The sequence below is a fragment of the Mesorhizobium sp. M0983 genome, from assembly GCF_040318975.1.
Taxonomy (GTDB): domain Bacteria; phylum Pseudomonadota; class Alphaproteobacteria; order Rhizobiales; family Rhizobiaceae; genus Mesorhizobium.
Genome location: NZ_JAMYNH010000005.1, coordinates 110653 through 131554, shown reverse-complemented (window position 1 = coordinate 131554; position 20902 = coordinate 110653). Strand labels below are relative to the sequence as shown.

The 20902-nt window shown below is 63.2% G+C and carries 19 protein-coding genes; 10 read left to right on the top strand and 9 right to left on the bottom strand.

What is annotated here, in order from left to right; translation table 11 throughout:
- Nucleotides 1–99: 99 nt before the first annotated feature.
- From smc to NKH71_RS11960, 3 genes are all read right to left on the bottom strand, one after another.
- Nucleotides 100–3558, bottom strand: coding sequence for a chromosome segregation protein SMC (smc, locus tag NKH71_RS11970; protein ID WP_352547572.1), 3459 nt, complete (start codon nt 3556–3558; stop codon nt 100–102).
- Nucleotides 3559–3675: 117 nt separating this feature from the next.
- Nucleotides 3676–4404, bottom strand: coding sequence for a DsbA family protein (locus NKH71_RS11965; protein WP_352483701.1), 729 nt, complete (start codon nt 4402–4404; stop codon nt 3676–3678).
- A 129-nt stretch (nt 4405–4533) separates the two neighbouring features.
- On the bottom strand, nt 4534–5034 hold the full coding sequence (locus NKH71_RS11960; RefSeq protein ID WP_023716944.1) for a DUF721 domain-containing protein: 501 nt from the start codon (nt 5032–5034) through the stop codon (nt 4534–4536).
- A 56-nt stretch (nt 5035–5090) separates the two neighbouring features.
- On the opposite strand from NKH71_RS11960, the gene mutY reads away from it, so the two are divergent.
- Both mutY and NKH71_RS11950 read left to right on the top strand, forming a co-directional pair.
- On the top strand, nt 5091–6203 hold the full coding sequence (gene mutY / locus NKH71_RS11955; protein ID WP_023716943.1) for an A/G-specific adenine glycosylase: 1113 nt from the start codon (nt 5091–5093) through the stop codon (nt 6201–6203).
- A gap of 11 nt (nt 6204–6214) precedes the next feature.
- Entirely contained in the window at nt 6215–6826 is a 612-nt protein-coding gene (locus NKH71_RS11950; RefSeq protein ID WP_023716942.1) for an HAD family hydrolase, read from the top strand.
- 65 nt (nt 6827–6891) lie between these two features.
- Here the strand turns inward: NKH71_RS11950 and NKH71_RS11945 are convergent, their stop codons facing one another.
- Nucleotides 6892–8025, bottom strand: coding sequence for a site-specific DNA-methyltransferase (locus NKH71_RS11945; RefSeq protein ID WP_023716941.1), 1134 nt, complete (start codon nt 8023–8025; stop codon nt 6892–6894).
- 180 nt (nt 8026–8205) lie between these two features.
- Between NKH71_RS11945 and NKH71_RS11940 the strand changes: the two genes are divergently transcribed.
- Nucleotides 8206–8895: an HAD family hydrolase gene (locus NKH71_RS11940; protein WP_352639125.1), complete on the top strand. Its 690-nt coding sequence runs from the start codon at nt 8206–8208 to the stop codon at nt 8893–8895.
- Between the two features lie 38 nt (nt 8896–8933).
- Here NKH71_RS11940 and NKH71_RS11935 read toward each other — a convergent pair whose 3' ends face one another.
- Nucleotides 8934–9638: a hypothetical protein gene (locus NKH71_RS11935; RefSeq protein ID WP_352639123.1), complete on the bottom strand. Its 705-nt coding sequence runs from the start codon at nt 9636–9638 to the stop codon at nt 8934–8936.
- A 127-nt stretch (nt 9639–9765) separates the two neighbouring features.
- Here NKH71_RS11935 and thrC point away from each other — a divergent pair, with 127 nt between their 5' ends.
- The 4 genes from thrC to NKH71_RS11915 are packed head-to-tail and all read left to right on the top strand — an operon-like array spanning nt 9766 to nt 15973.
- Nucleotides 9766–11163 carry a threonine synthase gene (gene thrC, locus NKH71_RS11930; protein WP_352846083.1) on the top strand — a complete coding sequence of 466 codons (1398 nt, stop codon included), beginning with the start codon at nt 9766–9768 and terminating at the stop codon, nt 11161–11163.
- 14 nt (nt 11164–11177) lie between these two features.
- On the top strand, nt 11178–12470 hold the full coding sequence (locus NKH71_RS11925) for a M16 family metallopeptidase (protein ID WP_023716937.1): 1293 nt from the start codon (nt 11178–11180) through the stop codon (nt 12468–12470).
- A gap of 15 nt (nt 12471–12485) precedes the next feature.
- Nucleotides 12486–13082 (top strand): GNAT family N-acetyltransferase, encoded by a 597-nt coding sequence (locus NKH71_RS11920; protein WP_023716936.1) that lies wholly within the window; start codon nt 12486–12488, stop codon nt 13080–13082.
- A gap of 2 nt (nt 13083–13084) precedes the next feature.
- Complete coding sequence (locus tag NKH71_RS11915; protein WP_023716935.1) at nt 13085–15973, top strand: EAL domain-containing protein; 2889 nt, start codon at nt 13085–13087, stop codon at nt 15971–15973.
- Nucleotides 15974–15996: 23 nt separating this feature from the next.
- Here the strand turns inward: NKH71_RS11915 and NKH71_RS11910 are convergent, their stop codons facing one another.
- Nucleotides 15997–16605 carry a YqgE/AlgH family protein gene (locus NKH71_RS11910; RefSeq protein WP_023716934.1) on the bottom strand — a complete coding sequence of 203 codons (609 nt, stop codon included), beginning with the start codon at nt 16603–16605 and terminating at the stop codon, nt 15997–15999.
- 147 nt (nt 16606–16752) lie between these two features.
- Here NKH71_RS11910 and NKH71_RS11905 point away from each other — a divergent pair, with 147 nt between their 5' ends.
- The 3 genes from NKH71_RS11905 (at nt 16753) to NKH71_RS11895 (ending at nt 18769) form a co-directional block, all read left to right on the top strand.
- On the top strand, nt 16753–17559 hold the full coding sequence (locus NKH71_RS11905) for a protein-disulfide reductase DsbD domain-containing protein (RefSeq protein ID WP_023716933.1): 807 nt from the start codon (nt 16753–16755) through the stop codon (nt 17557–17559).
- Nucleotides 17560–17642: 83 nt separating this feature from the next.
- Nucleotides 17643–18143, top strand: coding sequence for a peroxiredoxin (locus NKH71_RS11900; protein ID WP_352895032.1), 501 nt, complete (start codon nt 17643–17645; stop codon nt 18141–18143).
- Nucleotides 18144–18289: 146 nt separating this feature from the next.
- On the top strand, nt 18290–18769 hold the full coding sequence (locus NKH71_RS11895) for a DUF2938 domain-containing protein (protein ID WP_023716931.1): 480 nt from the start codon (nt 18290–18292) through the stop codon (nt 18767–18769).
- Nucleotides 18770–18774: 5 nt separating this feature from the next.
- On the opposite strand, the gene NKH71_RS11890 is transcribed toward NKH71_RS11895, so the two are convergent.
- The 3 genes from NKH71_RS11890 to NKH71_RS11880 are packed head-to-tail and all read right to left on the bottom strand — an operon-like array spanning nt 18775 to nt 20897.
- The gene (locus NKH71_RS11890) at nt 18775–19368 is read right to left on the bottom strand and encodes a histidine phosphatase family protein (RefSeq protein ID WP_352895031.1); all 594 of its coding nucleotides are present in this window, start codon (nt 19366–19368) and stop codon (nt 18775–18777) included.
- A 42-nt stretch (nt 19369–19410) separates the two neighbouring features.
- Nucleotides 19411–19938, bottom strand: coding sequence for a ribonuclease HI (gene rnhA, locus NKH71_RS11885; RefSeq protein WP_352483707.1), 528 nt, complete (start codon nt 19936–19938; stop codon nt 19411–19413).
- Nucleotides 19935–20897 carry a homoserine kinase gene (locus NKH71_RS11880; RefSeq protein ID WP_352814260.1) on the bottom strand — a complete coding sequence of 321 codons (963 nt, stop codon included), beginning with the start codon at nt 20895–20897 and terminating at the stop codon, nt 19935–19937. Before NKH71_RS11880 ends, rnhA begins: the two co-directional genes overlap by 4 nt.
- Nucleotides 20898–20902 lie beyond the last annotated feature (5 nt).

Below are 20902 nucleotides of genomic sequence, written 5' to 3'. Positions count from 1 at the left end.
CACGCGCACAGCCGGGCGGGTATCTGGAGAGGCAGATCCAGCCCATTTCGTCGTGCTATAGTCGAAAGCCGAGGTGGAGACCACCACTAAGCTGATGCTTCAGCTTGCCTCGCGCATGGCTTCGGCAGCCTGCAGGTCGACCGACACCAGTTGGCTGACGCCTTGCTCGGCCATGGTTACCCCGAACAGCCGGTCCATGCGCGCCATGGTGATCGGGTTGTGTGTGATGATGACGAAGCGCGTTTCGGTGGTTGCGGCCATTTCGTCCATCAGATTGCAGAAGCGTTCGACATTGTGGTCGTCGAGCGGGGCGTCGACTTCGTCGAGCACGCAGATCGGCGCCGGGTTGGTCAGGAACACGGCGAAGATCAGCGACATCGCCGTCAATGCCTGCTCACCGCCGGACAGCAGCGTCATCGTCTGCGGTTTCTTGCCGGGCGGGCGCGCCAGGATCTCGAGCCCGGCTTCGAGCGGATCGTCGGACTCGATCAGTTGCAGCTCGGCGGTGCCGCCGCCGAACAAATGCGAAAACAGCCGCTGAAAATGGCCGTTGACCACCGCGAAGGCGGCGAGCAGCCGCTCGCGGCCTTCGCGGTTCAGGCTGTGGATCGCCTGCCGCAGCTTGCGGATCGCCTCGATGATGTCGTCGCGCTCGGAGACGATGGTCTCCAGCCGGTCCGATAGTTCCTTCTGCTCTTCCTCGGCGCGCAAATTGACGGCGCCCAACCGTTCGCGCTCAACCTTCAGCCGGTCGAGCTGACGCTCGATCTCGGCCATTTCGGGCATCGGGCTGTCGGGTTCGAGGCCAGTGTGGCGGATCACCAGATGCGGCGGCGTGTTCAGCGTTTCCTGGATGCGCGCCTCGACTTCCAGCCGACGCTCGTCGGCGGCGGTCAGCCGCTCTTCGGCGCGAACACGCGTTTCGCGCGCTTCGGCGAGCGACTGAATGGCAGCGGTCGCAGCCTTGTCCAGCTCGGACTGCCGGTTCTCCGCTTCCTGCAAGCGGTCACCTGCAGCTTTTCGCAGGCTTTCGGCCTCGGCGAGTTGCGACAGCAGGGCGCGCCGTTTGCCGTCGATCTCGTCGGGTGCGTCGGCCAGTTGCTCGCGCTCGGCCTCAGCCTCTGCCTTGCGTTCGCCGAGTGCCGCGATCTGCGTCGAGGCGTTTTCGGCGCGCTCCACCCAATTGCGCCGTTCCGCGCCGATCGCGTCGAGCCGGCGCGCACGTGCCTCGGCTTCTCGCCTCAGGCCCTCGTGAACGGCACGCGCATCGGCAAGGGCGGCGCGGTCGCGGGCGACGTTGGCCGCCGACTGCTCGAGCTGCAGTTGCAGATCGCCGAGATCGGGAGCGTCTTGCAGCAGCATTTCCGCCTCGACGAATGCCGCCGCCGTCTCCTCATGGCTGTCGACGATACGCGCGCGCGCCTCGTCAAGTGCTGCACGCCGGCTCGACAGTTCGCCGCCGGCTTTTTCGGCCTCAGCCAGCGTATTGCGGGCAGCATCCAGCCCATGCTGGGCGTCGCGCCCGGCCTGTCGGGCATTGCGTTCGGCCTCGCTCGCCTGGGCAAGCGCCTGTTCGGCCTGCGCAAGCGCCTGTTCGGCTTCGCGCAGGATGCGCGTGGCATGAACCGCTTCGGCATCGAGTTCGGCCAGCCGGTTTTTCTGCGCCAGCCGCTGCGCGGCGGCGGTCGGCGCATCGGCGCTGGCGGTGAAGCCATCCCAACGCCAGAGCGCGCCTTCGCGGCTGACCAATCGTTGACCGGGAGCAAGCAGCGTCTGCAACTTTCTTCCGTCGGCGGCATCGACAATGCCGATCTGGGCCAGCCGGCGGGCCAGTTGCGCCGGCGCGCGCACCACGCTAGCGAGGCTCTTTATGCGTTCCGGCAAAGCGACATCGCCGGGCTGGATTTCGCTCTGGCCCCAATGCACAGGCGCGCTACGATCAAGCGGCACGTCGAGATCTTCGCCAAGCGCGGCACCCAGCGCCGTCTCGTAGCCACGCTCGACGCTGATCTGCTCCAGCACCGAGGGAAACAAATCGCCGCTCGCGGCGTTCAGGATCTTGGCGAGCGTGCGGGCCTCGGTTTCGATCCGCGCCAGTTCGGCCTTTGCGTCCTGAACCGGTGGGCGGGCGGCACTTTCGCTTGCGCGTGCCTCGGCGACCGCCTGTTCCGTGGCAATCGCGGCTCGTTCGGCCCCTTCGAGCAGCGCCTGCGCCTGTTCGACCAGCAGCCGCTTCTCGGCGGGGTCGGGCAGGCCGGCGACCCTGGAGACGATCTCCGACAGTTCGCGGTCGACATCAGCAAGCTGGCGGGCAAAGCGGTCGCGGCGCTCAGCGGTATCGCGCAGCGTCCGTTCAATCTGGTTGCGCGAGGCGGCCGCCTCCGCCCGTTCGGCGGTCAGCGAGGCCAGCTTGGCCTCGCTCGAAGCAAGCGTCGATGCCGCCTGCTCGAAAGCCGCGCGGGTGCTGGCCTCGCGCTCGGCGGCGCCGGCGTTTTCGACATTGAGCGCGGCTTCTTCGGCGGCGAGGCGTTCGAGGATATCCGCATTGTCGCGGACCATGCGCTCCTCGCGGGCAAGGTCGCCATCGAGCTGTTGCAGTCGGCGGTCGAGCTCAGCCTGGCGGGCGCGGATGCGGCCTGCCTCTTCCTCGATCTGTGCCTTGGCGATCGACAGACGCTGGAAGGCGGCGGCGGCGGCGGCTTCCGCATCGCGCAGGTCCGGCAGCCGGTGGGCGTTGATACCTTGTTCCCTGGCGGCAGCCATCTGGGCGGCAGCACGGTCGCCGACCAGCGCGGTGGCAATCGCCAGCGCCGAACGCGCTTCGCCTTCCTGCGTCTTGGCCAGCGTCCAACGCAGATGCAGCAGCGTCGCTTCGGCCTTGCGGATGTCGGCCGACAGGTTCTTGAAGCGCGAGGCCTGGCGGGCCTGGCGTTTCAGGCTTTCGATCTGGCTTTCCAGCTCGCCGACGACGTCGTCCAGCCGTTCGAGGTTCTGTTCGGCCGCCTTCAGCCGCAGCTCGGCTTCGTGGCGCCGTGTGTGCAGGCCGGAAATGCCGGCCGCCTCTTCCAGCAGTGCGCGGCGCGCCTGCGGCTTTGCCTGGATCAGCTCGCCGATGCGGCCCTGGCCAACCATCGAGGGCGAGCGGGCGCCGGTCGACTGGTCGGCGAACAGCAGCTGGACATCCTTGGCGCGGGCTTCCTTGCCATTGATGCGGTAGAGCGAGCCGGCCTCGCGCTCGATGCGGCGCGAGACCTGCAACTCATCTGCGTCGTTGAAGGCAGACGGCGCAGTCCGGTCGCTATTGTCGAGGAACAGCGTGACTTCGGCGGTGTTGCGGGCCGGACGCGTTCCCGAGCCGGAAAAGATGACATCGTCCATGCCGGACGCACGCATGTTCTTGTAAGAGCTTTCGCCCATAACCCAGCGTAGCGCCTCGACCAGGTTCGACTTGCCGCAGCCGTTCGGCCCGACGATGCCGGTCAGGCCGCGTTCGATGACGAACTCGCCGGGTTCGACGAAGGATTTGAAGCCGAGGAGGCGAAGGCGCGAGAACTTCATTCGCGCCGGCCCATAGCCAAGTTTCGCAAAACTGTTCGGGGGTTTTGCAAGGAGACCCCGCGGCAAGACAAAGAAGTGCGCACGCCGAAGCGACGCCGCTTCGGCGCTGCCGAAACGTCAGAGCAGAGGGTCGATGATGGCCGACATTTCCGCAATCGACATCGCCCCTTTGTAGGTCTTTCCGTTGATGAAAAAGGTCGGTGTGGAATCGACCTTGAATTCGTCGGCGCCGCGCTTCTGGACGGATCTCACATCGTCCAGAAGCTTCTGGTCCGTCAAGCAGGCCTCGAAGGACTCCTGTGTAAAACCGGCAAGCTTGGCGATTTGCAGCAGTGCGTCCTTGGTATTGTTCACACCAACCCAGTTCGCCTGCTGCCTGAACAGCACGTCGACCATCGGGAAATAGTTGTCCTTGGAGCAGCGCGCCAGCATGAAACCGGCCTCGGCGCTGGGGTCGAACGGAAATTCGCGCAGGATGTAACGGGCCTTGCCGGTGTCGATATATTTCGTCTTCAGCTCCGGAAAAGTGGTCTCGGCGAAATGCGCGCAATGCGGGCAGGTCATCGATGCATATTCAACGATGGTGACCTTTGCGTCGTCCTTGCCGAGCTGCATGTCGGGCAGCGCGCTGGGCTTCAACAAGGCTGCCATATCCACCGTGCCCTGAGCTTCAGGCGCTTTGGCGGCGGCTGGAGCGGCCGGCTTCGCAGGTTCCGCCGGAGCCGCAGGCTTCACATCCTGCGCCTCGGCTTTCTCGCCGGAATCGCTGCAGGCGGCAAGCAGCGCCACCGCTGGTATGGCGGCGAGCGACGACAAGAGATTTCTGCGGGACAAGGAACGGATCATACGAATCACCTGGCAATAGTTGGATTTTGCAATGCAAAGGCTACAAAAAGCGAGAGTTGGCGCGAATTAAGGCATTGCCACCCCTATTCCAATCGGCAAATTCGAGCATGCCATCACGATAGCGCGAGATTACGGCTTCCTTTGGCCTAGAATGGTGGCGCCAAGCCGCTCCAGCGAGGCGCGCAGCCCGTCGTCCTCGATCAAACCGACAGTGCCCGACAGCTTCGCCTTCTCGGCCACGGTCAGCGGCCGCAAAATGGGTTTCGGCTTTTCCTTGCCAGTCATTACCGGTTTCTGCACGATCCTGATCCGGCCGATCGCATTGAAGCCGAGAAACGCATTGACCCGGTTGATGATCTCGCCGGTCTCGTGCTGCAGATGCAGTGCCGCCACACCCTCGCAGGCAATCACCAGCACCGCCGGCTCGAACGGATCGTCCTCGTGCATGCGGCGTGGCCACTGGATCTTTTCCGGGCGCGAGCGGCCGGCAAGCCGCGGCCCGGCAATCTCTTCCCACGACTGAACCAGCCCGATCGACATGCCGGCCCGCTTGCGCAGCACCGGGTCGAGGATCTCGGTTGCGAGATCGCTCACCGGAACGGGATTGCCGAAGGGCCTTTTCCCTGCCATGTGCGTTCTCCAGTCACCAGCTTCAGCACCAGTGGATTAGGGCCGACCCTCGATCAATGGCACTGCACGACCAGACCCGCAAGGCCGTATCCGGAGACAATGGCGAGATCGCGTTCCGGCTGCTTGGCTGGTACGACGCGCATCACCGCGACCTGCCCTGGCGCGTTCCGCCGCGCCCGCTGGCAGGCGGCGCGCAGCCCGATCCCTATCTGGTCTGGCTTTCCGAGGTGATGCTGCAGCAAACCACGGTCGAGGCGGTAAAATCCTATTTCCGGGCGTTCGTGCAGAAGTGGCCAACTGTCGAGGCACTGGCGGCGGCACCGATCGAAGACGTCATGAAGGCCTGGGCCGGGCTCGGCTATTATTCTCGCGCCCGCAACCTCAAGGCTTGCGCCGATCTCGTCGCGCGGCTAGGCGGCCGCTTTCCGGACAGTGAGACCGGCTTGAAGGAACTGCCCGGTATCGGCGCCTATACGGCAGCGGCGATCGCGGCGATCGCCTTCGACCGACCAGCCGCGGTCGTCGACGGCAATGTCGAACGGGTCGTCTCACGGCTGTTTTCGATCGCCACGCCGCTGGGCGAAGCCAAGAGCGAGATACGCAGCCATGTCGAGCACATGGTTCCCGGGACAAGGCCCGGCGACTTCGCGCAGGCGATGATGGACCTGGGCGCGACGATCTGCACACCGCGCCGGCCCCGCTGCGTGCTTTGCCCCGTCAGGCAGGATTGCAGCGCCACAATCTCGGGCGATCCCGAGCGCTTTCCGGTCCGCCTGCCCAAGGCCGAGAAACCCTTGCGCCGCGGCGCCGCTTTCGTCGCCGTCAGGGGCGACGGCGCCGTGCTTTTGCGCAAGCGCGTCGAAAAAGGCCTGCTGGGCGGCATGACCGAAGTGCCGACGACCGGCTGGACCGCGCGCATCGACGGCGCCACAACGGAAGCGGCAGCCCCGTTCCCCGGCGACTGGCGGCAGGCCGGACGCATCGGCCATGTCTTTACCCATTTTGCGCTCGAACTCGACGTGTTCAAGGCGGAGACCGACAGCGCCGCCCCGCCCGGGCATTTCTGGTCGCTGGCCCATGAAATTTCCGGGGAAGCGCTGCCGAGCGTCATGAAAAAGGTAATCGAAGCGGCGATACCGGGCGCGACGAAGAAGCAGCGGCCGCATTGAAAGAGAGAAGAATGTCCGAAATCCGCCACATCGTTTTCGACATCGGCAAAGTGCTGATCCACTATGATCCGAACCTGCCCTTCAGCCGCTTGATCCCCGATCCAGACGAACGGAAATGGTTCTTCGACAATGTCTGCACGCATGATTGGAACATCGAGCAGGATCGCGGCCGGACCTGGGAAGAGGCAGAGACGCTCCTGATCGCCCAGTACCCGGATCACGAACAGAATATCCGCAATTTCCGCCGCCATTGGCACGAAATGGCACCGCATGCCTATAATGACAGCGTAGCCATCATGGAGCGCCTGATCGACACTGGCCATGACGTGACGCTGCTGACCAACTGGGCTGACGATACGTTCCGCGAAGCGCGCGACCGCTTTCCGTTCCTGGAGCGCCCGCGCGGCATCACCGTGTCAGCCGAGATCGGGCTAATCAAGCCGGATCGCGCCATCTATGATCACCACGTCACCGCGTTCGGCCTCGAACCGTCAGCCACGCTATTCATCGACGACAGCCAGAAAAATGTCGACGGCGCCAAGGCGGCCGGCTGGCAGTCGGTGCTGTTCACCGATGCAAAGACGCTCAGGGCGGACCTTGCGCGTCTTGGGATCAAGGTGTGATTTGAATCGCTTCCAGGGACTGGCTGAGCCTTCGCATTAACTGATCTGTCGCAACTCAGAAACCGTCAGGCCCCTGCCCGTTCCATGCCTAGCCGCGCAATGCGGCGAAGCTCGTCAATCGGGGTCAGGCCTCCGCTGCGCTCATAATGCCAGAAGGTCCATCCGTTGCAGGCGTCCAGCCCCTGTACCTCAGCGCCGATCTTGTGGATCGACCCGGCACTGTCGCCGATCGCCAGGGTGCCGTCGGCACGCACCTTGGCCGCCCAACGCTTCTTGGCGTCGTAGAGCGTAGCGCCGGGTGCCACCAGGCCATTGTCGAGCAGCGTGACGAAGGCAACGCGCGGCTCGGCGCGCTTGCCGGTCAGCACTGTCAAATTGGCGCCGTCCAGCGGCCGGACCGCATCGATGCGTTCCATGGCGGCATCGATATAGGCTTGCTCACGCTCGATGCCGACGAAGTGGCGGCCAAGCCGTTTGGCCACCGCACCGGTGGTTCCTGAACCGAAGAAGGGATCGAGCACGATGTCGCCGGGCCTGGTCGATGCCGTCATGACGCGGGCAAGCAACGCTTCTGGCTTCTGCGTCGGATGCAATTTGTCGCCATTGTCGTTCTTCAGGCGCTCGCCGCCGGTGCAGATCGGAAACAGCCAGTCGGAGCGCATCTGAATGTCGTCGTTCGATGCCTTCAGCGCCTCGTAGTTGAAGGTGTAACCTTTGCCCTTCTGGTCGCGCGATGCCCAGATCATCGTCTCATGCGCGTTCTGGAAGCGACGGCCACGGAAATTGGGCATTGGATTGGTCTTGCGCCAGACGACGTCATTGAGGATCCAGAAGCCCAGGTCCTGCATCTTGGCGCCGACCCTGAAAATATTGTGGTAGGAGCCGATGACCCAGATCGTGCCGTTGGGCTTCAACACGCGGCGCGCCGCCAGCAGCCAGGCGCGGGTGAAGGCGTCGTAGGCCTCAAAACTGTCGAACTGGTCCCAATGGTCGTCGACGGCATCGACCTTGGATTGGTCGGGCCGGTGCAGATCGCCATCGAGCTGCAGATTGTAAGGCGGATCGGCAAAGATCACGTCGATCGATTTTTCCGGCAGCCGTTCCAGCGCGGCGACGCAGTCGCCCTTCAGGATCGTATCCAGCCACTCGGATTGCTGGGGAGCATCGGAAAGCTCGTCGAGAAGACGCACGGCAGACATTATGACACCCAAGGCACGCGTTACTGTTTACTGTCCGTTATGGTTACCGATCAGCGTAAATATTCAGTGAAGCATACTGCCGAATTTGCGAAGCCCGGCCTGTTGATGTATGCCGCGCCGCCTGAGCCGTTTGGACCAAAGGCCTCTTGGCATTCCCTTCATCCCGCTTTCCGGATCACCATGCCCCAGCCAGACCTTGTCATCTTCGATTGCGACGGCGTGCTCGTCGATTCCGAAATCATCGCCGCACGCATCGATGCCGAGCTTTTGACCTCGGCCGGCTATGAGATATCGGCGGAGGAGATTTCCGAGGTCTATGCCGGGCTGACTTTCAAGGACATCATGATGCGGGTCGAGGAAAAGTCCCGGATCCCGTTCCAGGCCTCCCTGATCGACAAGGAGGAACAGCTGGTCGATCGCCGGCTGCGCAGCGACGTGCGTGCCATCGACGGGGCGCACGAGGCTGTCGCCGCGGTAACGGTGCCGCGCTGCGTCTGTTCGAATTCGCGTTCGGAGCGGATCGAATTCATGCTGGAGAAGGTGCAGCTTTTGCCGTTCTTTGCCGGCCGTATCTTTTCGTCGCTGGAAACGCCGACCGGGAAAACCAAGCCGGCGCCGGACGTGTTCCGGTTCGCCGCGGAAAAGCTCAAGGCCGATCCTGCGAACACCTTCGTCATCGAGGATTCCGTGCATGGCGTCACCGGCGCCAAGACGGCGGGAATGCGCGTCATCGGCTTCACCGGCGCGGCGCACAGCTATCCCGGCCACGCCGATGCGCTGACCGAAGCCGGTGCCGAAACGGTCATCCGCCGCTGGGCGGAACTGAAAAGCGTGATCGCCGCGCTGTCGGAATGGTCGGCGGACGCCTGAGAGGCCCCCTCCAACCGCCGTGGCGCGAATGCACCGGCTCAGTTGGTCGCGGCGGCTTTCTTCTTCTTCGGCTTGTCCGACGCCCCTTTCGGAGCGCCCTCGTCATACCCGGCAAATGCCTGGTAGTCCCGCGCCGTCGGCTCCGGAACGACGACGTTGGAATCGGTGAAGACGAACTGCGTGGCACTCGAGGGATCGGTAACCTGGACCTGATAGGAGTGAAGCTGCGAATAGAGAACTTCGGTGCCGTGCATCACCGCGATACGGATCGGCATGGTGATGGTACCGGGGGCGAACATCGGACCAGGCACGACCTTGCCGGCAACGGCTATCTTCATCGACAAGGAGCCGTTGGCGCGGCTGCAGTCGCGGGTCACATCGGTGATCGAAGCCTGATAGATGATCTTGGCGGAATCGTCCGGCTGATCGACGCCTGCCGCGTCCGCTGCCGGCTGGGCGGCTTGGGCATCCTCGGCGGCAACATCGGTTTTTTTCTTCGGCTTCGGACCGCTCTTGGCGTAGATATTGAAGAAGGCGGTGCCGTCACGCAACGTCACTTTCGGGCAATAGGCCTGCAGCTGGCTGGAAAGCACCTTGGGGTCGGGTGGCGGTGGTGGCGTCGTATCCTTCTTGCCGAAGCCGAGAATGCCATTGTCGCTCGATTGGCAGCCTGCGGCAGCAAGCATAAAGCCGGTGAGCGCCAGACCCGCGACAAAACGACCGTTGAATGAATGAAACGCCATGAACTGCACTTCCCTCTCGCAAAGCCGGTGACGTATATCAACCGCGCGGCAAAAATGCGACTGAGCCAGCGCAGAAATCCACCACCTTACGGCGGGCGAAGATTCCCGCAGCAATGGAAACGTGACGATGCAATATGTGAGTACCCGCGGGGAAGCGCCCGCGCTTGGATTCTCCGACGCGGTGCTGGCCGGGCTGGCCCGCGACGGCGGGCTCTATCTGCCGAGCGCCTGGCCGCATTTTTCCGCAGCAGAGGTCCGCGCCATGCGCGGCCTTGCCTATCCCGATCTTGCAATCCGCGTGCTGTCGCCGTTCCTCGGTGGCGAGATCGCGGCGCCGGTGTTCGAACGGCTGGTGCGCGAAGCCTATGCGACCTTCCGCCATGAGGCCGTCTGCCCGCTGGTGCAGAGCGGGCCGAACAGCTTCGTGCTCGAGTTGTTCCACGGCCCGACGCTCGCGTTCAAGGACGTGGCGATGCAGCTTCTTGCGCGGCTGATGGACCATGTGCTGGCCGAGCGCGACCAGCGCGCCACCATTGTCGGCGCCACTTCCGGCGACACCGGAGGGGCCGCCATCGATGCCTTTGCCGGGCGCAACCGCACCGACATCTTCGTGCTTTTCCCGCACGGCCGCGTCTCGCCGGTGCAGCAGCGGCAGATGACGACCTCGACCGCCGCAAACGTCCACGCATTGGCGATCGAAGGCAATTTCGACGACTGCCAAGGCCTGGTGAAGGACATGTTCAACGACCACGGTTTTCGCGACCGGGTGTCGCTATCCGGCGTCAATTCGATCAATTGGGCCCGCATCATGGCCCAGATCGTCTATTATTTCTCCTCCGCGCTGTCGCTTGGCGCGCCCGACAGGCCGGTTTCCTTCACGGTGCCGACCGGCAATTTCGGCGACATTTTCGCCGGCTACGCCGCCAAGAAGATGGGATTGCCGATCGAGCGGCTGATCATAGCCACGAACGACAACGATATTCTGGCGCGCATGCTGGCGACCGGCGAATACCGCATGAAAGGGGTCTTTTCGACCACGTCGCCCTCGATGGACATCCAGGTGTCTTCGAACTTCGAACGCTTGCTGTTCGAGGCGTCCGGCCGCGATGCCTCGACCGTGCGGCGCTACATGGACGGGCTCAAGCAGTCCGGCGCCTTCACCATCGAGGCCGGCGAAATCGCCAAGATCCGCTCCGAATTCGACGCCGGCCGCGCCACCATGGGCGAGGTCGCCGCCACAATCCGCACCACACTTGCGGCGAGTGGCTACCTGCTCGACCCGCATACCGCCGCAGCCGTGCATGTGGCCACTGGCAAAGCCGCCGGTGAGGTGCCAATGGTGGTGCTGGGCACTGCGCACCCGGCAAAGTTTCCGGCGGCCGTCGAAGCCGCCAGCGGCGTGTCGCCTGCCCTCCCCGCATGGCTGGGCGGGTTGATGAGCGCCGAGGAAAAATACACGGTACTTCCATCCGACCTGAAAATGGTGGAAGATTATGTCGGCCGCCACACGCGGGCGGCGCGTTAGGGAGTAATTGCCATATGGGTGTTGAGGTAAGCCGTCTGTCGAACGGCCTGACAGTCGCCACCGAAACCCTTCCAAGCCTCGAATCTGTTGCCCTTGGTGCCTGGGTCAAGTCGGGCGCACGCAACGAGCGTGACGAAGAGCACGGAATGGCGCATTTGCTCGAGCACATGGCTTTCAAGGGCACCAGGCGGCGAAGCGCCTTCGAGATCGCCTCGGAGATCGAGGACGTCGGCGGCGAGATCAATGCCGCGACCAGCGTCGAGACGACCTCCTATTATGCAAGGGTTCTGAGCGACGATGTGCCGCTGGCGGTCGATATCCTTTCCGACATCCTGCAGGACTCCGAATTCGATCCGCAGGAGCTGGAGCGCGAACAGCATGTGATTCTGCAGGAGATCGGCGCCGCGCACGATACGCCCGACGATGTCGTTTTCGATCACTTTACCGAGACCGCCTTCCGCCACCAGACTATCGGCCGCTCGATTCTCGGCACGCCGGAAACCGTCAAATCCTTCACTTCGAAGCAACTGCACGACTTCATCGAACGGCAGTACGGCGCCGAGAACATGGTGATGGTGGCAGCCGGCGACATCAAGCACGACGATTTCGTGCGCGAGGTCGAAAAGCGTCTCGGCGGCTTCCGCGGCAAGGCCGACGGCACCATCCCGCAATATGCGCAATATGTCGGCGGCGATTTTCGCGAAGACCGCGACCTGATGGACGCCCAGATCGTGCTGGGTTTCGAGGGCCGTGCCTATCACGTCCGCGATTTCTATGCCTCTCAGGTCCTGTCGATGATCCTCGGCGGCGGCATGTCGTCGCGGCTTTTCCAGGAAGTCCGCGAAAAACGCGGCCTGTGCTATTCGGTCTATGCCTTCCACTGGGGTTTTTCCGACACCGGCGTCTTCGGGGTCCATGCGGCAACCGGACAAAGCGATATCGCCGAGCTGGTGCCTGTGATCATCGACGAGCTACAAAAGGCCGGCGAAAACATCCTGCAGGAGGAGCTCGACCGGGCGCGTGCCCAATACCGCGCCGGGCTGATCATGTCGGCCGAGAGCCCGGCCAGCCGCGCCTCGCAGATCGCCAGGCAGTTGCTTCTGTTCGGCAGGCCGATCGCCAAGGAAGAGCTGATGGAGCGGCTGTCGGCGCTGACGGTCAAGCGGCTGACGGATCTGTCGTCGCGGCTTTTTTCGACGAAGCCGACGCTTACAGCCGTCGGGCCGGTGGGTACGCTCGCGCCCTATGAAGCGATCCTCGATTCGCTTTCGGGCTCGCAGACCACTGCCCGTAAGCTTGCCGTCTAAGCTTATTCGAGCGTCGTGTTCGCGCTCCCTTTCTTTCGCCGCGACCTGCCGGCACTGAAGGGCGACCTTGTCACGCTGCGTGTGCCGCTGACCAACGACTATCGCGAGTGGTCGGTGCTGCGCGGCGAAAGCCGTGCCTTCCTTGAGCCGTGGGAGCCGCGATGGACCCCTGACGAGCTCGACCGCACCGCATGGCGGCATCGTATCGGCCGCTACCGCGAGGACTATGCGCAGGGGACGGCGATCGCCTTCTTCATCTTCGAGAAAAGCAGCGGCAAGCTTGCCGGCGGTATCACCCTCGGCAATATCCGCCACGGGGTCGCCCAAAGCGGCCATATCGGCTACTGGATCGGCGAGCGCTTCAGCGGACGCGGCCTGATGACCGATGCCGTCAAGGTGGTGACGCGTTTCGCCTTCGAAACGCTGCGGTTGCACCGGATCGAAGCTGCCTGTATCCCCGATAACGCCCGGTCGATCCGCGTGCTTGAAAAAGCCGGATTCCGGCGCGAAGGACTGCTACGATCCTATCTCAGGATCAACGGCATCTGGCAGGACCATTACCTATACGCCCGAATCGCGGACGATCCGCCGGGCGTTGGAACAAAGGGCTGATTTTGACGAATTTTCTGCGCAACGGGTCGCTGCTTGCCCTTATGCTGGCGGCAATCGTCACGCTCTGCGCGGCATCCTCGGCGTTTGCGGTCGAACCGATCAAGATTGCCCGCGACGACGTGGCGCTCGACCTTTCGGGTGCCGTTGAAATCTACCGCAACCAGGGCGAGAATTTCCAGGTCTCAACGGCACCCGGCCCGGACGGCATCGTGCGGCGAATCGAGGTCGAGGCCAATGACGCGCGCTCGACCGGCGACTGGGCGGTGTTCGCGCTCGCCAATACCACCGACCAGCAGCTCGACAGGCTGATTGTCGCACCGCATTTCCGGCTGGTGAATTCCGGCCTGTTCTGGCCGGATCTCGGCTCGACCCGTATCGCCGCGATCACGCCCAGCGAAGGCTTTGCGCTCGACCGCCAGACCAGCCCAGACGCCGACGTGTTCCGGGTGACGCTGAACCCCGGAACGGTGATTACCTTCATCGCCGAGCTCGCCTCGCCCAAGCTGCCGCAGGTCTATCTGTGGGACCCCGAATCCTACAAGGACTCCGTCAATTCCTACACGCTGTTTCGTGGCATCGTCATCGGCATCGCCGGCCTGCTGGCGCTGTTCCTGACCATTCTTTTCGTCGTCAAGGGGACCTCGATGTTCCCGGCGACGGCGGCCCTAGCCTGGGCGGTGCTTGCCTATATCTGCGTCGATTTCGGCTTTCTCAACAAGATCATAGAAATATCCCCGGGCAATGAGCAGATGTGGCGCGCCGGAACGGAGGTGGCGCTTGCGGCGACCTTCGTGGTGTTCCTGTTTGCCTATCTCAACCTCAACCGGTGGCACGGCCATTTCAGCTACGGCGCACTGGTCTGGATCCTCGGGCTGGTGCTGATCGCCGGCGTTGCCATCGTCGATCCGGCGGTTGCCGCCGGCATTGCCAGGCTGTCCTTCGCAGCCACCGCGCTGACCGGGCTCGGCCTGATCATCTTCCTCGGTATACGCGGTTACGACCGCGCCATCATGCTGGTGCCCAGTTGGGTGATGGTTCTGCTGTGGCTATGCGGATCGTGGATGGCAATCACCGGCATGCTGGACAACGATATCGCCCAGCCGGCGCTCGGCGGTGGGCTGATCCTCATCATCCTGCTGATCGGCTTCACCGTGATGCAGCACGCTTTTGCCGGCGGCGCCCTGCATCAGGGCCTGTTCTCCGACCTCGAGCGGCAGGCGTTGGCGGTTGCCGGATCGGGCGATACTGTGTGGGACTGGGACGTGCTGCGCGACCGCGTCGTCACTCGTCCCGACGTCAGCATTCAGCTCGGCCTTGCGCCGAACAGCCTCGGCGGCCCTGCCCGCAACTGGCTGCCGGTGCTGCATGCCGACGACCGCGACACGTTTCGCACGACGCTCGACGTGGTGCTCGAGCACCGGCGCGGCCGGGTGTCGCAAAACTTCCGCCTGCGCGGCGCCGACGGGCACTATCACTGGTTTTCGCTGCGTGCCCGGCCGGTGATCGGCTCGGACGGCGAGGTCATCCGCTGCGTCGGCACCATGGTCGACGTGACGGAGCAGAAGAAATCCGAGGAACGGCTGCTGCACGACGCCGTGCACGACAATCTGACCGGCTTGCCCAACCGCGAGCTGTTCATGAACCGGCTGGAGGCGATCATCTCGATCGCCCGTACCGAAGAGAAGGTGCGCCCGACCGTCTTCGTCATCGACATCGACCGCTTCAAGCAGGTCAATGACGGGCTCGGCATCTCGGCCGGCGATACCATCCTTTTGACCATCGCGCGGCGGCTGCACCGGCTGCTCAAGCCGAAGGATTCGCTGTCGCGATTTGCCGGCGACCAGTTCGCGCTGATGCTTTTGTCGGAGCAGGATCCGGCTCGCATCGCGGCCATTGCCGATGCCATCAAGCACGCCATCAACAACCCGATCACCTTCGCCAAGCGCGAGATCGTGCTGACCGCCTCGATCGGGCTGATCACCTGGACCTCCACGCAGACCTCGGCTGAGGACATGGTCAAGGACGCCGAGCTTGCCATGCATCAAGCCAAGCGCTTCGGCGGCGACAGGATCGAGCCGTTCCGGCCAGCCTTCCGCACCGTCGGCACCGACCGGCTGCAGTTCGAGTCCGATCTGCGCCGCGCTATCGAACGACGCGAATTCACGCTTGCCTACCAGCCAATCGTGCGGCTGGAGGACGGCAGCGTTGCCGGCTTCGAAGCGCTGCTGCGCTGGGACCATCCGCGTCGCGGCATGATCCCGCCGGCAGATTTCATCCCGGTCGCCGAAAACTGCGGCCTGATCGTGCAGCTTGGCCTGTTTGCCATGCAACAGGCTGCCGAAGACCTAGCAGGATGGCAAAAGCAGATCGGCGATGCGCCGCTCTCGGTCTCGGTCAATCTGTCCAGCCGTCAGCTCATCCGCCGCGACCTGGTCAGCGACGTCCGCTCGGTGATCGCGCGGGCCAATCTGAAACCGCGCTGCTTCCGGCTCGAACTCACCGAATCGCTGGTGATGGACAATCCCGAGCAGACCGCCCATGTGCTGACCAAGCTGAAGCAGCTTGGCATCGGCCTGTCGCTGGACGATTTCGGCACCGGCTATTCATCGCTGGCCTATCTGACGCGCTTTCCGTTCGACACCATCAAGATCGACAAGAGCTTCGTCGACGACGCGACGCCGAAACGCGCGGTGCTGCTCAAATCCATGGTCAACATGGCGCATGAACTCGGCCTGTCGGTTGTCGCCGAAGGCATTTCGGACGAGAGCGATGCGCTGGAGTTGCGGCAGATGGGCTGCGAATACGTGCAGAGTTTCATGTTCGGAGCGCCGATGCCGGGCGACCAGGTGCTGAAGACGCTGAAGGAACAGTATCCGCTCACTCAGGCGTGACAAATTTCGGGACGTAATGAGGTTCAGGCGTGACCGGCAGCCAGGCTGAGATGCGCGAGATCGATGCCGATCGAGGCAAGGATCCGGTCGTATTTGCGGTCGATGTCGGCGTCGAACAGAAGCTCGGCACTAGCCGGGCAAGTCAGCCAGCCATTCTCGACGATCTCGTTTTCAAGCTGACCCGCACCCCAGCCGGCATAGCCGAGCGCCATCAGAGCCCGCCGGGGTCCGCGGCCGGAGGAGATGGCGCGCAATATGTCGACGGTCGCAGTCAGGCAGACGTCGTCGGACACGGCGAGCGAGGATTCCACCCGGTAGTCGCCCGAATGCAGGACGAAGCCGCGGCTGCGATCCACCGGTCCGCCATTGCGCACGACGAAGTCGCGCGCCGGCGGCGGCAGGCGAATTGCCTCCAATTCGTTCATGATCCCGAGTTGCACGAGCAGGTCCGGAAACAGCATCTGCTGCGTCTGGTTGATGATCAACCCCATCGCGCCTTCGTCGCTGTGCGCGCAAATGTAGATGACGGAGCGCGTGAAGCGGTCGTCCTTCATGCCGGGCATGGCAATCAGGAACTGGTCGTCGAGAAAGCCGGGTCCTGCGGCCGTTTTTTTATGACGCAACAAATCCATGACCACAGCGTAACGCGTTTCCAGGGCGCCGAAAAGATGGGCGGCGCCCGATTTGATCAGGCTCATAAGTCAAAGGTCACGCAAATATGATGCCGGCGGCGTCATGAAATCATTGTGCGGCCATCAACAGACGATCAAATCATTGCCATGCAAAGCTTGAAAATCCTGCTGCTTGGCGTGGCCATTGGGTCGGCGACCTGCCTCCCCGCCTCAGCCTCCTCGTCGGCCTGGTACAATAGCGAAGGCGGCCGGGTGCGGCTGGTGACGAGCGGCAAAGCCGACGAGGCCGGGCGTCTCCAAGGTGTCCTCGACATTGCGCTGAAGCCAGGCTGGAAGACCTATTGGCGCGATCCGGGCGATGCGGGCGTGCCGCCACAGATCGACATCTCGGCCAGCACCAACATTGCCGACGCGACGCTTTCGTTTCCGCCGCCGCAGCGCCACGATGACGGCTATGGCAAATGGGCCGGCTACGACCACCCGGTTTCATTGCCGGTGACGTTCACGCTTGCTGCACCCGGCCAGCCGGCCGTCATCGATGCGGACATCTTCCTCGGCATTTGCGAAACCATCTGCATCCCGGTGCAGACAAGGCTGACCATCGATCCCGGCGCCGATCCCGACAACGCCGAGGATGCGGCACTGGTCAAGGCAGGCCTTGCAACTCTGCCCGCCACGGCAACGCCCGATTTCGGAATAAACGTACTGCCGGGCGATCACGAAACCCTGATTGTCGAAGCGAGCTTTCCGGGCACTCCCGAGGCCGCCGACTTCTTCGTTGCCGGCGAACGCGACTACATGTTCGGTGCCCCGACCCGCAGCGAAAAGGATGGCAAGCTGATCTTTACGGTGCCGATCCTCGACAGGCCGTCGACAACGCCAACCGATGGCGGCCTTCACTACACACTGACAAGTGCCGCTGGCGCGGTCGAAGGCCTGCTGCCTTTTCCGTGATGCCAACGTCTGGACGGTTGCCGGGCGCGCCTTAGTTCGCTATCGCAAGGACACTCCCTTTCCATTCTCAAGCGAGGACCATCATGACGATCTCCGTTGGCGACAAACTGCCGGATGCGACCTTCAAAACAATGACCGCCGACGGTGCAAAGCCGATCACGACGGGCGAGATATTCTCAGGAAAGACGGTCGTGCTGTTTGGCGTTCCAGGCGCTTTCACGCCGACCTGCAGCAATAATCACCTGCCGGGCTACCTGGATAATTACGACGCCATCCTGGCGCGCGGCGTCGACACTATCGCCGTCGTCTCGGTCAACGATGTTCACGTCATGGGAGCCTGGGCTCGCTTCAGCGGCGGTGAAGGCAAAATACTTTATCTTGCCGATGGCAATGGCGATTTCGCCAAATCGGTCGGCCTCGACGCCGACCTCTCCAGCGGCGGCATGGGGCTGCGCTCGAGGCGTTTTTCGATGATCGTCGATGACGGCAAGGTCACCGCACTCAGTGTCGAGACAAAGCCCGGCGTCGACGAGTCCGGTGCGGCTCACATTCTCGGACAGCTTTCCGTCTTGGCGACAGCCTAGGCCAGGGATGACAAAGGGCGCCTTCGAGCGCTACGCGTTCAAAGGATGCCGCCTTTTCATCGGCGCATGATCCTTCCGAAAGCCGACCCGGTTTTCAGGGCCATGCGTCGGCGCTTCGGGACTGCTTGCTTTTTGGGACCTCGGTTATGTCTGACATCTTTTGGCGCGCTGTCGCGATCGGTATCGGCGCAACCGCGCTTATGGATATCTGGGCGATTTTCCTGAACAAGGCGTTTGCTCAGCCGCGGCCGAACTGGGGGCTGGTCGGCCGCTGGGTCTGGCATCTCAGGGAAGGCAAGGTCTTCCATGACGACATTGGCGAGGCCTCGCCCTATGCGCATGAATCTGCACTTGGCTGGGCCTTTCATTATGCTGTCGGCATCGTCTACGGCATCATACTGGTCGTGCTGGCCGGAACGGGCTGGCTCACCGCGCCGACCTTCCTGCCGGCCTTTATCCTCGGCATCGTCACCGTCGGCGCCGGTTGGTTTCTGCTGGCGCCCGGCATGGGTGCCGGCTGGGCCGCTTCGAAGCGCCCCAATCCAATGCAGGTCCGCGCCCTCAATCTGGTGTCGCACACGGTGTTCGCGCTCGGACTGTTCGGCACCGCCCTGCTCATCCGATAGCCAAGTCAGCCGTCGCGGCGCTGCGCCGGCCTGTCGATCGGCTGCCATCCATGGATAACGCGACGCGCACCGGTATCGTATGCGAAGTAGTTCCCGCCGCCCGCTGGCTGATCCGCCTCGCGGCTGATTTCCCGACCGCTCAAAGAGAGCAGCAGGAGCGTTCCGACACCTCCGTGACCTATGAATGCGACCTCGACAGCGGCGTCGGTGCCTAGCACAGTGTCTACCTCGCTTAGAATACGACGCTGGGCATCGATAGCTCGCTCCCATCCACGAATGCTGCTGTTTGGATTGGCGAAGAATTGGTCGGCGACCGCTTCGAACTCGGAAGGCGGCAGGAAACCGGTTGCCGATCGGTCATTCTCATGCATCCCTTCCCTCACCTCGATCGCAAGGCGGAGATGCCTTCCGAGTATCTCGGCGGTTTCTATCGCCTTGCGTTCACCCGATGACACGATCCGCCGAATCGACCCAACCCACGGCTGATCGAGCATTGCCGATGTTCTCGCTCGCCCGACGTCGGATAGTCCCCATTCCGCCACTGGAACGTTGGCATCGACCTGAACCTGGGGATGCGTGATGTAGTATGCGATCGGCATGATAGAGCTCTTCCTGCCAGAGAGCGGACCCGCAGCCGGAATTCAATAGCTTTGGGTCGAGCGCCGCGCCTTTGTGGTCGTCGGCTGCTTTGACTGCGAACCTGGTACTGGTGCCACAGTCTTGACGAGCCCTTTCTTGAATGGCGCCATGCCGAGCCGCGCCAATTCGTCGGCGCGCTCGTTCTCGGGATGGCCGGCATGGCCCTTGACCCAATGCCAGGTGACCTGATGGCGGTTACGCGCTGCATCGAGCTGCTGCCACAGCTCGGCATTCTTCACCGGCTGCCTGGCGGCCGTCTTCCAGCCGTTGCGCTTCCAGCCGTCGATCCAGCTGAAAATACCGTCCTTGACATAGTTGCTGTCGGTATAAAGATCGACGGCGCAGGGCTCCTTGAGGGCATTAAGCGCCGAGATGGCCGCCAACAGTTCCATACGGTTGTTGGTGGTGGCAGCCTCGCCGCCCGACAGTTCTTTCGTGACACCGTTGAAGCGCAAGACCGCGCCCCAGCCGCCAGGCCCGGGATTGCCCGAACAGGCACCATCGGTGAAGATTTCAACGCGCTTGGTCATGTTAGTCCATATTCGGAAGGAGAGTTGATCGCCCGATGGAAGCGCATCCGGCGGATATATTCGGTCGGGTCGCGTTTCATCACAAGCCCGCCGTCCGGGACCGTCAGCCAGTCGTAGAGCCGGGTCAGCATGAAGCGCAGCGCCGAACCGCGCGCCAGCATCGGCAGCGCCGCTTTCTCGTCGCTGCTCAGCGGCCGCACGCTTTGGTAGCCGGCAAGCAACGCCGTGCCCTTGGTCAGATTGAAGGAAAAATCCTTCTCGAAGCACCAGGCGTTGAGGCACGTGGCAACATCATAAGCGTAGAGGTCGTTGCAGGCGAAATAGAAGTCGATCAGCCCGGACAGTTTCTCGCCGAGGAAGAATACATTGTCCGGGAAAAGATCGGCATGGATGATGCCCTGCGGCAGACCGTTCGGCCAGTTCCGCTCGAAATCGGCGAAATCGGCATCGACCTCGGCCGCCAATCCCGGCTCGACCTCATCGGCGCGGGCGTGGGCGGCGTTCCACAGCTTGCGCCAGCCATCGATGGCAAGGGCGTTGGGGCGGGTCATCGGGAAATCCGCGCCGGCGAGATGCAGTGCCGCCAGAGCCTTGCCGACCTCGCCGCAATGCCCAGCTGTCGGCCGCCGCAGCGATAGACCCTCAAGGAAGGTGATGATGACCGCCGGCCGGCCGGCAAGCGTTCCGATCACACCGCCATCCTGCGCGGTGACCGGGAGCGGGCACGAAATGCCCTTTCTGGCGAGGTGGGCCATGAGGCCGAGAAAGAACGGCAGGTCAGCCTTGTCGACGCGCTTCTCGTAAAGCGTCAGGATGTAGGAGCCGCTGCTGGTGTGCAGCAGAAAATTCGAATTTTCGGTGCCTTCGGCGATGCCCTTGTAGGACAAGAGATCGCCGACCGGATAGTTCCTGAGGAACTCGCCGAGCTCGCCCTCATTGACATCGGTGTAGACCGCCATCGTTG

What these genes read in the sequence shown, in the direction of transcription:
- smc (WP_352547572.1), bottom strand. Translation starts at nt 3,558, where the DNA reads ATGAAGTTCTCGCGCCTTCGCCTCCTCGGCTTCAAATCCTTCGTCGAA.
- NKH71_RS11965 (WP_352483701.1), bottom strand. Translation starts at nt 4,404, where the DNA reads ATGATCCGTTCCTTGTCCCGCAGAAATCTCTTGTCGTCGCTCGCCGCC.
- NKH71_RS11960 (WP_023716944.1), bottom strand. Translation starts at nt 5,034, where the DNA reads ATGGCAGGGAAAAGGCCCTTCGGCAATCCCGTTCCGGTGAGCGATCTC.
- mutY (WP_023716943.1), top strand. Translation starts at nt 5,091, where the DNA reads ATGGCACTGCACGACCAGACCCGCAAGGCCGTATCCGGAGACAATGGC.
- NKH71_RS11950 (WP_023716942.1), top strand. Translation starts at nt 6,215, where the DNA reads ATGTCCGAAATCCGCCACATCGTTTTCGACATCGGCAAAGTGCTGATC.
- NKH71_RS11945 (WP_023716941.1), bottom strand. Translation starts at nt 8,025, where the DNA reads ATGTCTGCCGTGCGTCTTCTCGACGAGCTTTCCGATGCTCCCCAGCAA.
- NKH71_RS11940 (WP_352639125.1), top strand. Translation starts at nt 8,206, where the DNA reads ATGCCCCAGCCAGACCTTGTCATCTTCGATTGCGACGGCGTGCTCGTC.
- NKH71_RS11935 (WP_352639123.1), bottom strand. Translation starts at nt 9,638, where the DNA reads ATGGCGTTTCATTCATTCAACGGTCGTTTTGTCGCGGGTCTGGCGCTC.
- thrC (WP_352846083.1), top strand. Translation starts at nt 9,766, where the DNA reads ATGCAATATGTGAGTACCCGCGGGGAAGCGCCCGCGCTTGGATTCTCC.
- NKH71_RS11925 (WP_023716937.1), top strand. Translation starts at nt 11,178, where the DNA reads ATGGGTGTTGAGGTAAGCCGTCTGTCGAACGGCCTGACAGTCGCCACC.
- NKH71_RS11910 (WP_023716934.1), bottom strand. Translation starts at nt 16,605, where the DNA reads ATGGATTTGTTGCGTCATAAAAAAACGGCCGCAGGACCCGGCTTTCTC.
- NKH71_RS11905 (WP_023716933.1), top strand. Translation starts at nt 16,753, where the DNA reads ATGCAAAGCTTGAAAATCCTGCTGCTTGGCGTGGCCATTGGGTCGGCG.
- NKH71_RS11900 (WP_352895032.1), top strand. Translation starts at nt 17,643, where the DNA reads ATGACGATCTCCGTTGGCGACAAACTGCCGGATGCGACCTTCAAAACA.
- NKH71_RS11895 (WP_023716931.1), top strand. Translation starts at nt 18,290, where the DNA reads ATGTCTGACATCTTTTGGCGCGCTGTCGCGATCGGTATCGGCGCAACC.
- NKH71_RS11890 (WP_352895031.1), bottom strand. Translation starts at nt 19,368, where the DNA reads ATGCCGATCGCATACTACATCACGCATCCCCAGGTTCAGGTCGATGCC.
- rnhA (WP_352483707.1), bottom strand. Translation starts at nt 19,938, where the DNA reads ATGACCAAGCGCGTTGAAATCTTCACCGATGGTGCCTGTTCGGGCAAT.
- NKH71_RS11880 (WP_352814260.1), bottom strand. Translation starts at nt 20,897, where the DNA reads ATGGCGGTCTACACCGATGTCAATGAGGGCGAGCTCGGCGAGTTCCTC.